8 protein-coding genes are annotated in these 13,802 nt (G+C 72.2%); 4 read left to right on the top strand and 4 right to left on the bottom strand.

From position 1 onward, the window contains the following. The first annotated feature begins 14 nt into the window (after nt 1-14). Together P8T65_RS39745 and P8T65_RS39740 are read left to right on the top strand one after the other, a co-directional pair. Complete coding sequence (locus P8T65_RS39745) at nt 15-1,604, top strand: amino acid permease (protein WP_316730233.1); 1,590 nt, start codon at nt 15-17, stop codon at nt 1,602-1,604. Nucleotides 1,605-1,667: 63 nt separating this feature from the next. Beyond that, nucleotides 1,668-3,218, top strand: coding sequence for a GMC family oxidoreductase N-terminal domain-containing protein (locus P8T65_RS39740; RefSeq protein ID WP_316730232.1), 1,551 nt, complete (start codon nt 1,668-1,670; stop codon nt 3,216-3,218). A gap of 71 nt (nt 3,219-3,289) precedes the next feature. Here the strand turns inward: P8T65_RS39740 and P8T65_RS39735 are convergent, their stop codons facing one another. The 4 genes from P8T65_RS39735 to P8T65_RS39720 all read right to left on the bottom strand — a co-directional run bounded on the left by P8T65_RS39735 (nt 3,290) and on the right by P8T65_RS39720 (nt 11,441). Next, the gene (locus P8T65_RS39735; RefSeq protein ID WP_316730231.1) at nt 3,290-7,987 is read right to left on the bottom strand and encodes a hypothetical protein; all 4,698 of its coding nucleotides are present in this window, start codon (nt 7,985-7,987) and stop codon (nt 3,290-3,292) included. Between the two features lie 83 nt (nt 7,988-8,070). After that, nucleotides 8,071-8,949, bottom strand: a complete 879-nt coding sequence (locus tag P8T65_RS39730; RefSeq protein WP_316730230.1) for a hypothetical protein — start codon at nt 8,947-8,949, stop codon at nt 8,071-8,073. Between the two features lie 148 nt (nt 8,950-9,097). Continuing rightward, complete coding sequence (locus P8T65_RS39725; protein ID WP_184896515.1) at nt 9,098-10,621, bottom strand: hypothetical protein; 1,524 nt, start codon at nt 10,619-10,621, stop codon at nt 9,098-9,100. 121 nt (nt 10,622-10,742) lie between these two features. After that, the gene (locus P8T65_RS39720; protein ID WP_316730228.1) at nt 10,743-11,441 is read right to left on the bottom strand and encodes a GntR family transcriptional regulator; all 699 of its coding nucleotides are present in this window, start codon (nt 11,439-11,441) and stop codon (nt 10,743-10,745) included. 139 nt (nt 11,442-11,580) lie between these two features. Here P8T65_RS39720 and P8T65_RS39715 point away from each other — a divergent pair, with 139 nt between their 5' ends. Together P8T65_RS39715 and P8T65_RS39710 are read left to right on the top strand one after the other, a co-directional pair. Next, nucleotides 11,581-12,900 carry an MFS transporter gene (locus P8T65_RS39715; RefSeq protein WP_316730226.1) on the top strand — a complete coding sequence of 440 codons (1,320 nt, stop codon included), beginning with the start codon at nt 11,581-11,583 and terminating at the stop codon, nt 12,898-12,900. Beyond that, nucleotides 12,897-13,781 (top strand): putative hydro-lyase, encoded by an 885-nt coding sequence (locus P8T65_RS39710; RefSeq protein ID WP_399102106.1) that lies wholly within the window; start codon nt 12,897-12,899, stop codon nt 13,779-13,781. Before P8T65_RS39715 ends, P8T65_RS39710 begins: the two co-directional genes overlap by 4 nt. Nucleotides 13,782-13,802 lie beyond the last annotated feature (21 nt).

Below are 13,802 nucleotides of genomic sequence, written 5' to 3'. Positions count from 1 at the left end.
TCAGGAGTCCGCTCATGACGACCATCGAGCAACCCACCGGACCGAAGAACTCCTCCGACGACACCGAACTCACCGAGTTCGGCTACAAGCCCGAACTCAAGCGCACCCTGGGCAACTTCCACACCTTCGCCGCCGGGATCAGCTATATCTCGATCCTGACCGGCACCTTCCAGCTGTTCTACTTCGGCTTCGCCAGTGGCGGCCCGGCCTACTGGTGGTCGTGGCCGATGGTGTTCGTCGGCCAGTTCATGGTCGCGCTGTGTTTCGCCGAGCTGGCCGCCCGCTACCCGGTCGCGGGCTCGGTCTACAACTGGTCGAAGAAGATAGGCAATCCGCATCTGGGCTGGCTCGCGGGCTGGATGATGCTGGCCGCCTCCGTCGTGTCGATCGCGGCGGTAGCGCTGGCCTACCAGCTGACGCTGCCGCAGATCTCAGACGTGTTCCAGTTCGTCGGCGACGGCACCGGCAAGTACGACGTGGCGACCAACGCGGTCGTCCTGGCCGCGGTGCTGATCCTGTTCACCACCTTGGTGAACGCCTTCGGCGTCAAGTTGATGGCACGGATCAACACCGCGGGCGTGTTCATCGAGCTGATCGCCACCGTCGTCCTGATCGTGCTGTTCGCCGTCCACATCACCCGCGGCCCGCAGGTGGTCCTGGAGACCAACGGCACGGGGGACGGCTACGGCAACGGCTACCTGGGCGCGTTCCTCGTGGCGTCGCTGGCGTCGGCGTACGTCATGTACGGCTTCGACACGGCCGCCTCGCTCGGCGAGGAGTCCCTGGACCCGACCCGCAACGCCCCGCGCGCGATCATCCGGGCGATCGTCGCCTCGTTCGTCCTCGGCGGTCTGATCCTGCTCCTGGCGCTGATGAGCGTCTCCAGCCTGAAGGGCGAGCAGCTGTCCACGGACGGCCTGCAGTACGTGGTGCTCAACGTGCTCGGCCCGACGGCCGGCAAGGCCATGCTGTGGTGCGTCCTGATCGCGGTCACCGTGTGCGCTCTGGCCGTCCACACCGCGGCCGTCCGGCTGGCGTTCGCGATGGCCCGCGACAACAACCTGCCCGCGTCCTCGAAGCTGGCCAAGTGTCACCCGCGTTTCCAGACGCCGGTCCTGCCGACCGTGATCATCGGCGTGCTGGCGCTGGCGATCCTCGTGGTCAACATCCGTCAGCCGCAGATCTTCACCGTGGTGACCAGCATCGGCATCATCATGATCTACCTGGCCTATCTGGGCGTCACCGTGCCGATGCTGGTGGCGCGGCTGCGCGGCACGTGGCAGCCCGCCGGGGACGGCCGGTTCTCGCTGGGCCGCTGGGGCCTGCCCGTGAACATCCTCGCCGTGCTCTGGGGCGCGGGCATGACCCTCAACCTGATCTGGCCGCGCGCGGCGGTCTACAACGCGGCCGCCCCGTTCCACTGGTACCTGCAGTGGGGCGCGGTCCTCTTCGTCGGGATCATCGGCGGCGGAGGCTTCGCCTACTACTGGTTCGTCCAGCGGCACAAGACCGGCGTACTCGCCGAGCACCGCGTGGTCGCCGAGGCCGACACCACGCCGCCCGCGCCGCCCGCCGCCCCTCTCGCCACCCCGGCGGCGGACTGAGCGCCGCCCAGCACAGCACGGCACAGCAGCTCGACAGCACAGCACCCAGGAGGTCAACTCCCCATGTTCGAAGACGAGTTCGACTACGTAGTGGTCGGCGGCGGCACCGCGGGCAACGTGGTGGCGGCCAGACTCTCCGAGGACCCGTCGGTCACGGTGTGCGTCCTGGAGGCGGGCCCCAGCGACGTCGGCGACGACGACGTCCTGAAGCTGGAACGCTGGATGGGCCTGTTGGAGTCCGGCTACGACTGGGACTACCCGGTGGAACCGCAGGACAGCGGCAACAGCTTCATGCGGCACGCGAGGGCGAAGGTCCTCGGCGGCTGCTCGTCCCACAACTCCTGCATCGCCTTCTGGGCACCGGCGGAGGACCTCGACGACTGGGCGGCCGCGGGCTGCACGGGCTGGTCGGCGGCCGATCTCTTCCCGCTCTACCAGCGCCTGGAGACCAACGACGCGCCCGGCGACCACCACGGCCGCTCCGGACCGGTGAAGCTGCGCACCATCAAGAGCGAGGACCCGTGCGGCAACGCCCTGCTGGAGGCGTGCGTCCAGGTGGGTATCCCGACGACGCCGTTCAACACGGGCACGACGGTGGTCCGGGGCGCCAACTGGTTCCAGATCAACTCCGACGAGAACAACATCCGCCAGTCCTCGTCGGTGGCGTATCTGCACCCGATCATGGGCCGGCGTCCGAACCTGGACGTGCGCACCGGGGTCCGCGCCAAGAAGCTGGTGCTCGACGGGCGGCGCTGCGTCGGCGCCGAGTATCTGGACCCGGACCTGATCCACACCCGGACGGTGCGCGCGCGGCGTGAGGTCGTCGTCTCCTGCGGCGCCATCGACACTCCCAAGATCCTGATGCTCTCCGGCATCGGCCCCGCCGAACAGCTGCGCGAGGTGGGTGTCGACGTGGTCGTGGACTCGGCGGGCGTCGGCGAGAACCTCCAGGACCACCCCGAGGGCGTCATCATGTGGGAGGCCGCACAGCCGATGCCCACCACGTCCAACCAGTGGTGGGAGGCGGGCATCTTCTACGACACCGAGCCGGGCCTGGACCGGCCGGACCTGATGTTCCACTACGGGGCCGTGCCGTTCGACATGAACACGGCCCGGCACGGCTACCCCACGTCCGAGAACGCGTTCTGTCTGACGCCGAACGTGACGCGGGCGATGTCCCGGGGCACCGTGCGGCTGCGCACCCGCGACTACCGGGACAAGCCGAAGGTCGACCCGCGCTACTTCACGCACGAGCACGACGTGCGCGTGATGACGTACGGTCTCCGGCTCGCCCGGCGGATCGCGGCGCAGCCGGCGCTGAGCGGGTGGGCCGGGGCCGAGCTGGCGCCCGGACCCGACGTGCGGACCGACGAGGAGCTGTTCGACTACATCCGCAAGACCCACAACACCGTCTACCACCCGGCCTGCACGGTGAAGATGGGTGCGGACGACGACGCCTCGGCCCCGCTGGACGCGCGGCTGCGGGTGAAGGGGATCGAGGGGCTGCGGGTGGCGGACGGGTCGGTGATGCCGGATCTGGTGACCGTGAATCCGTGCATCACGACGATGATGATCGGCGAGAAGTGTGCGGATCTCTTGAAGGCCGACGCGTAGCCGCCGCAGTGACGAGGCCGTGGGGAACTGCGGATCCGTTCGGGCCGGTCGCGCAGTTCCCCGCGCCCCTTTCAGGGCGCGGTCGTGGTGGGCCTCTTGTACATACGTGTCGCCGTGATCTCCGTGTGGGCCGTCTCTCCCGGCTGGGGCTGTGGGGGCAGACCCGGGCGGAGGTGCTCCTCCACGCTGATGTACTTGAGGCCCGCTCGTAGGTCGGCGTCGTTGCGCAGCCGGATGACCAAGGGGAACTCCGCCAGGGCCGTCGTGTCGAAGAGCCCGGTGGTGTAGAGGAGCTGGACGCCGAGGGCGTCCGAGACCGCGCGCTGGAGTTCCAGCAGGTACGTCGCGTTGGCGCGTCCGATGGGGTTGTCCAGGAACAGGGTGCCGGCGTGACGGTGCTTGTCCCGGCCCCGGTCGTTGCTGCGCAGCGCCGCCATCGTGCAGTACAGGGCGATGGCCGCGGTGAGCAGCTGGCCGCCCGAGAAGACGTCGCCCATCTGGCCGACGGGGACGCGTTCGGCCCTCAGCACCGCGTCCGGCTTGAGGATCTCCACGGCGACCCCCCTGGGCTGGAGCGCGGCGCTGACGCCCCGCAGCAGCAGGGACATGCCGTCGCGGCGCATGTCGGAGTTCTTCTTCACGGCCGCGCGGGTCGCCTCGTCGACGACCTCGCCGAGACGTTCGGTGAGGGTGGCCTGGTCGGGCTCCTCGAAGCGGATCCGGAGGAACTCCTGACCGGACCACTCCCCGAGGCCCTCGGGGAGCCGGGAGAGCCGCTGGGCGGAGCGCAGCGTCGCGAGGGCCGACTCCACGAGCCCCCGCAGCCGGTCGACGATGGAGTCCCGGTTGCGCTCCAGCTGGGCCAACTCGTCTGTGAGGACCCGGAGTCGGGGCGCGAACGCGTCGGCCCACTTCTGCGCGTGCTCCGGGAGCGAGGCGGCGGGCAGCTCCCGGATCTGCTGGCGGGCGGGCGTACGGACCTGTTCGTAGCGCGTGGAGTTGGCGTGGCGTACGAGGACGTCGCTCGCCTCGCGCACGGAGCCCTCGGCGGCGGAGAGGTCGGCGGCGCAGCCGCGCAGGGAACGGCGGGCCTCCCCGGCGGCCCTGCGGGCCTCTTCCAACCCTCCGGGGTACGGCTCGGGCTCCTCCTGGTCGTCGTCAGCGGAGTGGTCGCGCAGGAGGTCCCGCAGGAGGGCGGCGGTCTCGTCGAAGCCGCCGGCCGCGTCCTCGGCGGCGCGGTGGGACTCCAGCAGCTCGGCGTGGGCCTCCCGGGCCTGGGTCAACGCCTCGGCGCGGGCGGCCAGTTCGGCCGTGGCCGTGCGCAGCAGGGCCTGGGCGTGGTCGGCGTCGCGCGGGAGCAGTTCCTCGGGCAGTTCGGTGTGCGCCTCGCCGTCCTGTGGCGCGTGCCGCTCGGCCTCGCCGCGCAACCGGCCGAGCTGCTCGCTCGCGGTGGACATCCGGGTTTCCAGGAGCTGGACGAGTTCCTCGGCACGCGCGGCCGCCGCCTGCCGCGACGGCCCGTCGGAGCCGTCGGGCGACTGGAGCAGTTGCTCGGCGCGGTTGCGGACCTTGTTGGTGAGCCGGTCGAGCTCGGCGATCGCGGCGCTCTCGTCGCTCTCGGCCCGCGCCTGTTCGGCCCGCAGGTCGGCATCGACGCCGACCTTCTCGTACACCTGGGACGCGGCGCGGTAGGCCTCGCGGAGGGCCGCGAGGGGCTGCTTGGACGCGTCGGAGTCCGTCTCCGGTACGTCGTCGGGGGCGCCCGCGATCTCGGCCCGCTCGGCGCGCAGCGCACGCGCCGTGCGGCGGGCGTCGTCCGCGCCGCGCTGGGCGGCACGCCGGTCCTCGTCGGCGGCGCGGGCCCGGTCCAGGCAGGACTGGGCGCGGGCCTCGGACTCGGCGGCCTCGTCGGCGAGTTCACGGAGCTTGACCTGCCAGCCGGCCCGCTCGCGCAGCCGGAAGGCCAGTCCGGCGAGGGCGTCGGCGGCACGGCGGGACTTCTGTGCTGCCTCCTGCCGTTCGTCCCGCACCTGCGCCGCCTCGGCGGCCGCCTCCTCGGCCTCGGCCCGCACGGTCCGCGCCTCGGCGAGCTCCGCCTCGGCCTCCTCGGCGAAGGCACGCGTCTCCCGCGCGGTGTCCGCCAGTTCGGTGAGCCGTCCCGCCGGGCAGCCCGTGCGCCAGGAGGAGAGCCGGGCCGCCAGCTCCCGGTCCTTGCCGAGGCGGGCCGCCAGCTCCCGGATCTCCTCGTCCCGCTCGGTGGCCCGCGCGCGCAGCGCCTGCCGCTCCTCGTCCGCCGCGTGCTCGTCGTGCATGGCCGGGTTCGGCGGGACGAGGAAGACGTCGGAAGCGTGCCCGTCGCCCGCGTCCATCGGCGGCGTCGGGGCCAGCAGGGCCGCCGCCGTGCCGACGGCCACGGCGGACCTCGGGAGCAGTGCGGCGTCACTCAGTGCCTCGCGGGCCCGGGCGTGCGAGTCCGGGTCGGTGATGATCACGCCGTCGACCAGTTCGGGACGCGCGGCGAGCACGCGGGCGTGGTCGGTGGGGTCGACAGCCTGGGCGAGGTAGCGCCAGCCGGGGAGGGCGGGGATACCGTGCTCACCGAGGAACTCGACGGTGGCCAGGACGTCCGGGCCGGGCGGCAGCAGTCCGCCGTCGCCGAGGGCGCCGAGGATGCGGGCGTCGTCGGCCGCGGCGGTCCGCAGCTCGAAGAGGTGGCGCTCGGCGGACGACACGTTCTCGTCGAGCAGTTCGCGCAGTTCGTCGGCGAAGCGGTCCAGCTCCTCGGGGGTGAGGGGGCCGCCGTCGCCGCTCGAGCCACCCGAGCCACCGGGACCGTCCGATCCGCCGTCGACGTCGGCCTCGGCCCCTCCCCTGCGAGGACCCGGCACCGCGCCCGAGGCCCCGCCCGCTGCCCGGCCCACGGCACCCGGCAGACTCAGCAGCTCCGCCAGCCGCTCCTCCGCCGCGAGGGCCTCCGCCGTGCGTCGCTCCCCGTCGTAGGCGCGCTCGGCGGCGATCGCCGCGTCCGCCGCGCGGGCGGCCGTGAGCTCCGCGCGGGACTCGGCGGCGGCCGCCTCCCGGGCGTGCTCGGAGGCGCGGCGCGAGGTCTCGCGCGCGGTGTCCCAGGCGGCGACGGCCGTCTTCTCGGCGTCGCTGGCGGCGAGCGCGGCCCGAGCCGGGTCGGCGTCGGGCGCGCTGTCGTCCAGCCAGCCCGCGCGGACCGCCTCGGCGGTCTCCTGCTCGACCTCGCTGAGCCGCTGCTTCAGGTGTCCGATCTCGCTGCGGGCGCGCTGCGCCTCGGTGGCGGCGACGGTGGAGTCCCGGTAGGCGGTCTCGCCGACCTCTTGCAGGGCGGCCGACTTCTCCTCGCCCTCGTTCGCGAGCTCCTCGGCGCTCTCGGCGGCGGCGTGCAGGGCGCGTACGAGGTCGACGGCGGCCTTGGCGCGGGCGGCGAGCGCGGGAGCGGCGTCCCGTTCTGCCTCCTGGATGGCGGCTGCCACCCGGGCGACGCGGTCGGCGGCGGCCCGGTGCCTGAGCACCGCCTCGGCGGCCTGCCAGGCGGAGTGCAGGGTGCGCGCGTCGGCCAGCTCCCGCTTCTGCGCCGCGGCCGCCTTCTCGGCGGCGGCGAGCGCCAACGAAGCGTGCCGGTAGGCCAGTTCGGCGGCGATGAGGGCGCTGCGGTCCCGGGCGGCCTCGGAGTGCGTGACCGCGTACGCGGCCGCGGTGACCCGCTGGGCGAGATCGGTGCCCCGCAGTCGCTCCCGAGCGGCACGCGCCGACAGCCGCCGCGCCAGGGTACGGGTGCGCCGCTCGGCGCCCGCGTGGACGTCCCGGGCCCTGGAGCGTCCCTCGGCCGCCTCCACGATCCGGCTCAGCAGATCCACGGACCCGGCCGTGAAGTCCCGTTCGGCGATCAGTTCCGCCCGCCGCCCGAGCTTGTTGCCGAATCCGGAGACAAGGTCGGCCAGTCCGTCCGTGTCCCGGGTGTCGGTCACGGCCCGCAGCAGCAGGTCGGTGAAGTCGGAGTCCTTCTTCACCGCGAAGAGGCCGGCGGCCTCGCCCTCGTCGGCGTTCATCTCGCGCTGGTAGCGGAAGAGTTCGGGATCGAGACCGAGGTCCGTCAGATGCTCGTTCCAGCGGTCGTGGATCTCCTCCCAGTGCACTTCGAGGTGCGGATACGCCTTGCCCGCGTCGGTGAGGGCGTCCCGGAACCCCTTCATGGTCCGCCGCCGCCCCCGCGCGCCGGACGTGCCCTCGACGGACGGCCGTACGGCGGTGGCCTCGGCGACGGGCAGATTGTCGAGGCTCAGACCCGGGCCGGGCCGGAAGGAGTACCAGGCCTCGGCGAACTTCCGCGGATCGTTGGAGACCTGGCGCCCCCGCCACTCGCTCACCTTGCCCACGACCACGCACTCGCCGGTCAGCGTGTGCTGCCACTCCAGGGCGACGTGCCCACAGTCTTCCGCGAGCAGGAACTTCCGCAGCACACCGGAGCTGGCGCCGCCCAGCGTGTTCCGGTGGCCCGGCAGCATCACCGAGAAGATCAGCTTGAGCAGTACGGATTTGCCGCCGCCGTTCTCCAGGAAGAGCACCCCGGCCGGCGCGGGCCTGCGCGGCGGCTCGGTCGGCTCGTCCTCGAAGAACTCCGCCTGCTGCGGCGCGGGGTCGGGCACGTACTCGCCCACACCTCTCAGGTCCAGCACGGTGTCGGCGTAGCGCGCACCGGCCGGCCCGATGGAGTAGAGGCGGACCCGGGACAGCTCGTACATGGCGGCGGACTTTCGCGGTCGTGACGGTGGATCGTGCGGGGGGGGAGGAGGTCGAGGACGGTGGTGGGGGACGGAGGTCGGGGTCAGGAGTGGAACGGCAGTCCGGCGTCGGCCACCAGCTCCAGGTCGTCGGTGTCCTCGGCGGGCAGCAGCGTGGCCGAACCGTCGGTGACCGGTACGACACCCAGTTCCAGCAGTTCCGCCATCGCGGCGCTGCCCGCCATGTCCCGCACCTGGAGCTGATAACGCGCGGTCGTGCGATACGTACCGCCGTTGTCGTCGCCGGTGCGCTGGAGGAAGCCCGAGTCGGTCAGGAAGCCCACCGCCTTGCCGATGATGCCGGTGGTGGACCCGGCGAGCCGGCGGGCGTCCTTGGTGGCCCCGGTGGAGCTGCGTCGCGCCCAGATCCGCCAGGCCGACTCCAGGCCGGGCGCGTCGGTCGCCGGGTCGGTGTTCTCGCCCTGCTCCTCGGCCCGCTCCTCCAGGCGTCGGCAGGCCTGCCGTACGAAGGCGTCGACCCCGTTGACCGAGACCCGCCCGATGTATCCGTCGTCCGCGAGGTCCTCCGGGCGGGGGAACGCCATCGCGGCCACGGCGAGGTGGGCCAGCCCGTGCAGGAAGCGGTCCACCGAGTCCGCCGACGTCCGTCGTGCGTACTCGCCCATCCGCACCGCGAAGACGGAGTCCTCGGCGGCCGTCACCGCCATCCCCGCCCGCGGCGACACCTCCAGGACGACCAGCCCCAGCCCGGTGGCGACGGCGTCGGCGAGCCGGGCGAACGGCGGATCCTCGCGGTACCGGCGCAACAGCTCCCCGTACTCCTGGTCCCGGGCGGGCTGCAGCTTCGGCTGAAGCCCGAAAGAGACGAGCCGAGCGGCGTCGGCGGCGTCGGCGGGAGTGAGGGCGGCAGCCACCGGAGCGGCTGCCGTCTCCGGCTCACCCCACTCGACATGCTCACTCACGACAGGAACTCCTCGATCTCATAACCAGGGGGTACGGCAAGCGCCCTCGCGGGGGCGCGGGACGGTGACATGTGCGGCCCGGCCGCGTGAGCACGGTCAGCCACGAAGCAGCCGCACACCGACCACGGGCAAAAACCCGAGGGCGTCCTCACACCGCCTCCCTGTCCGCCGCCATGCCCGCGGAATCCAGCAGGGCCATGCCCACGATCAGATCGGCCCCACCGAACTCGGGGTCGTCCAGCTCCGTCCCGTCGTCCACGGCGAACAGCAGCCTCTCCTCCCCCTGCCGATAGGCCGTACCGACCGGCGGACTCGCCGCGTGCACAGCCAACAGGGCGACCAGATAGGGCAGTTCGGGGTCCTGGAGCCGCGCCTGCGCCAACAGCCCCGACAGCCGCCGGGGCGCGTCCGCCGGCAGATCCAGCAGCACCTTCGCCGCAGCCAGCTGCTCCTCGCTGAACCGGCTGTCGTCGGGCGTGGCGATCAGATCGGGCTCCGGCATCTCCACCCCGAGGTGCTCCCGCTCGACGGGCGGGGTGAACAGCAGCTCCACGAGGTCCCCGACCCGCACGGATCCGGGTGTGCGCAAACCGGTGCCGCGAGCGAAGAACGCGTCGGTCACCCGCCGCGCCTGCTCCACGGGCAGGGGCAGCAGGGGCCCGACGAGATGCCCGTACAGGTCTATCCCGGAGGTCGTCATCGGGGTGGCGAAGGCCTGCCGGTCCTGCTCGGCACGGAAGAGCGGGCCGGCCTCCAGCAGGCGGGACTGCAGCTGTGTGTGCCGCCGGATGCAGTCCTTGACGATGTCGACCAGCTCGGCGGCGCGCCGCTTCTGCTCGGGATCCTCCGACTCGTCCCGGGCCTTGCGGATGTTCGTGAGAATCGCGTTCTCGTGGCGGTAGCGGTCGGCGACGTGGTCGAGGGCCTCGGCGATCATGTCGGGCACGGTCTGGAGCCAGTCGACCGCGCGGACGTTGCGCCGGGTCGCGTCCAGGGCCTTGCGCAGCGTCTCGGAGTACTGCACGGTCCGGTAGCGGGCCTGCTCGGCGGCGAGCTGGGCGTCGGCGAGGCGGCCCCGGCTGATCAGGACCTCCAGCTTGACCTCGGCGGCGATCTGGGCGCTGGTGACGTCCGTGTCGAGGGCGCCCACGAGAACGTTGACGGCCTCGTCGGTCGTGCGGAGGTAGACACCGCCGCCGTAGCCCGGGACCTCCTCGATCAGTTTGAAGTCGTAGTCGCGCCGGACGTAGGTGCCGTCGGGGGTGAAGGTCCCGTACACCGCCCGGAAGCCGCGGTCGACGCTGCCGACGTTGATCAGGTTCTCCAGGACCCAGCGGGCCACCCGCTCGTGCTCCTCCACGGGCCGCCCGGGTGCCTGGGCGGCGATGCGCGGGATGAGGCGGGCGACGATCTGGTCGTGGTCCGCGCCCGTGTCGAAGTCCATGTTCAGGGTGACCAGGTCGATGGCGGCGAGCGCTACCTCGGCCATGCCGTACACCGTGTACTCACCGGCGAGGTTCGCCTTGCGCGCGTCCAGGTCGTGCAGCGGCGCGGTGCAGGCGAGCGCGCGCAGCCGCCGCGCCAGCCCCTCGTCGGCGGCCGGCCCCTGCGCGGGGCGCGGCCCCGCGCTGAGCTGGGGCGGAACACTGTCCGTCGATGCGGGTGAAGTCACGGTGCACAGACTAGGTCCTGGGTCTGACAACGACCCAAACGCGCCGCCGGACGAGCCACCCAGCCGCCGGACGAGCCACCGAACGAGCCCCGAGCCACGGCGCCGCTCACGGGGCGGCCGCTCACAGGGCGCTGTCCCGCACCCTCCGCCCATAGACCTCGACCATGCGCCGCAGCGAGTCGTCGAGATACTCGACCAGCATGCGTTCGGCCTCGGCCCGCTCCCCCCGTTGCAGCGTCCGCAGGATGAGCAGGTTGCGTGCCAGGTACGGCTCGTACAGCTCGCGCGGATTGTCCACCACGTGGAACGCGAGCCTGAGTTCGGCGAAGACGCTGCGCATCAGCTCGTCGGTGCGGGCGCTGCCGGCGAGCGCGACCAGCTCGCGGTGGAAGTGGATGTTGGCGGTGGACACGCCTTTCCAGTCACCTTCGCGGGCGTCCCGCTGCCCCTCGGCGACGGCTTCGGCGAGCCCTTCCAAGCGGTACGGCGGATCCCCGAGCCCGCGCACGACGGCGCACTCGACGAGACGGCGGGTGCGGTAGATGTCCGCCACGTCCTCGACGGTCAACACCCGGACGAAGACACCCCGGTTGAGCTCATGGACGAGGAGACGTTCGTGGGTGAGCAGGCGGAACGCCTCACGGAGGGTGTTGCGGGAGACGCCGAGGGCACCGCCGATGCTGTCCTCGGAGAGCCGGGTCCCGGGTGGGAAGAAGCCTTCGGCGATGCGGCTGCGGAGGATGTCCGCAACCCGCTCGGCGGTGCTGGTGCGTCCCAGGAGGGCACGGTCGTCGGCAAGTCCCGTCAGTTCGGCGGCCATGCCGGAATTCAAGCGCAGACACGAGAACGAAACAACAGGGGTATTGAAGGATCGTTCAACGATCCTCTACCTTGCTGGACAGCCCCCTCTCCACGGCTCGGTCCTCACGCACCCTCCCCCCCCTCACTGCGAGGTGCTCATGAGCACGAACCCTCCCTCCCAGGCCCTGACCTCCACAGGCGAACCCCACCCCGACGGCCCTGTCGCCGACGACGGTCCCCTCGGCTGGCTGCGAGCCCTCGGCCCACGCGGCCGCCGCGCCTTCGGCGGCGCGTTCGGCGGCTACGCGCTCGACTCGTACGACTACTTCACGCTGCCGCTGAGCATGGTCGCGCTCACGGTCTACTTCGGCCTGGACAACGGCCAGACCGGGCTGTTCACCACGGTCACCCTGGTCGTCTCCGCCATCGGCGGCGCCGCCGCGGGTGTGCTCGCGGACCGGATAGGCCGGGTGAAGGCGCTGATGATCACCGTGATCACCTACGCCGTGTTCACCGTGGCCTGCGGCTTCGCGCCCAACTACGAGACCCTGCTGGTCTTCCGTGCCCTCCAGGGGCTCGGCTTCGGCGGTGAGTGGGCGGTCGGCGCGATCCTCGTCGCCGAGTACGCGAGCGCCAAGCACCGGGGGCGTACGCTCGGCGCGATCCAGAGCTCCTGGGCGGTGGGCTGGGGTCTGGCCGTGATCGTCTACACGATGGTCTTCTCCTTCCTCGACGACGACCTGGCCTGGCGCGTGATGTTCTGGACCGGCGCGCTGCCGGCGCTGCTGGTGATCTGGGTGCGCCGCTCGGTCGAGGACGCCCCGAAGGCCAAGGCCGCACGCGAGCGGAGCGCCGAGAAGGGCTCGTTCGCCGTGATCTTCCGGCCGGGCACGGCCTCCGCGCCGGGACTGCTGCGCACCACGGTGTTCGCGGTGCTGCTCTCCACCGGCGTCCAGGGCGGCTACTACACCCTGGCGACCTGGGTGCCGACCTATCTGAAGACGGAGCGCGGTCTGTCGGTCGTCGGCACCGGCGGCTACCTCACGTTCCTGATCTCCGGTGCCTTCATCGGCTATCTCACCGGCGGCTATCTCACCGACGTGCTGGGCCGCCGCCGGAACATCTGGCTCTTCGCCGTGCTCTCGGCGCTGTGCATCCTGGCGTACGCGAACCTCCCCGACGGCGCCAACACGCTGCTGCTGGTGCTCGGTTTCCCGCTCGGGTTCTGCATGTCGGCCATCTTCAGCGGCTTCGGTTCCTTCCTCAGCGAGCTGTACCCGTCGGCCGTCCGGGGCACCGGGCAGGGCTTCACGTACAACACCGGGCGCGCGGTCGGTGCCGTCTTCCCGACCACGGTCGGCTTCCTCGCGGACAGCTGGGGCGTGGGCGGCGCGCTGGTCTTCGGCGCGCTCGGCTACGGCCTGGCGGCGGTGGCCCTGCTCGGCCTCCCGGAGACACGTGGAAGGGAACTCGTGTGAACGACATGACCACGCGGCACGCCGGCCCCGCCACCGCTGCGCACGACCGTCCGGCCACCCCCGCCACCCCCTACGACCGCCCCTTCGCCGCCGTCGACCCGCGCGCGCACGCGTGGACCCCCGAGGAGGCACGTGCCCGGTTCCGTTCGGGCGCCGCGGGCCCCACCGCCGGGGTGGCCGCCGGGCACACCCAGGCGAACCTGATCTCGGTGCCCGCCGACTGGGCCTACGACATGCTGCTGTTCTGCCAGCGCAACCCCAAGCCGTGCCCCGTGCTCGACGTCACGGACGCCGGAGCGTGGACGACCCCGCTGGCCCCGGGCGCGGACCTGCGCACCGATCTGCCGCGCTACCGCGTCTGGGAGCACGGCGAGTTGGTGGCCGAGCCGACGGACGTGGTCGACGTCTGGCGCAAGGACCTGGTGTCGTTCCTGATCGGCTGCAGCTTCACCTTCGAGTCGGCGCTGACCGCCGCGGGCGTGCCGATGCGCCACGTCGAGCAGGGCCGCAACGTCTCGATGTACGTGACCGACCGCATGTGCCGGCCCGCCGGGCGGCTGCACGGCCCGATGGTGGTGTCGATGCGCCCGGTGCCACCCGCGCACCTGGCGGCGGCGATCCGGGAGAGCAGTCTGCTGCCGGCCGTGCACGGTGGTCCGGTGCACTGCGGCGAGCCGACGGGCCTCGGCATCGCCGACCTGTCCCGTCCGGACTTCGGCGACCCCGTGGACGCCGAGCCGGACGACATCCCGGTGTTCTGGGCCTGCGGGGTGACACCGCAGGCCGCCGTGACGGCCTCACGCCCGTCGTTCGCGATCACGCACGCGCCGGGCCAGATGTTCCTGACCGACGCCCGCGACGAGCAGTACCGCGTCCTCTGACACACCCGAGCGGGAGAATGG

It is taken from the genome of Streptomyces sp. 11x1, from assembly GCF_032598905.1.
In the GTDB taxonomy this organism is placed as follows: domain Bacteria; phylum Actinomycetota; class Actinomycetes; order Streptomycetales; family Streptomycetaceae; genus Streptomyces.
Note: the sequence above shows the minus strand (reverse complement) of the source record. Positions and strands in the feature narration are given on the sequence as shown.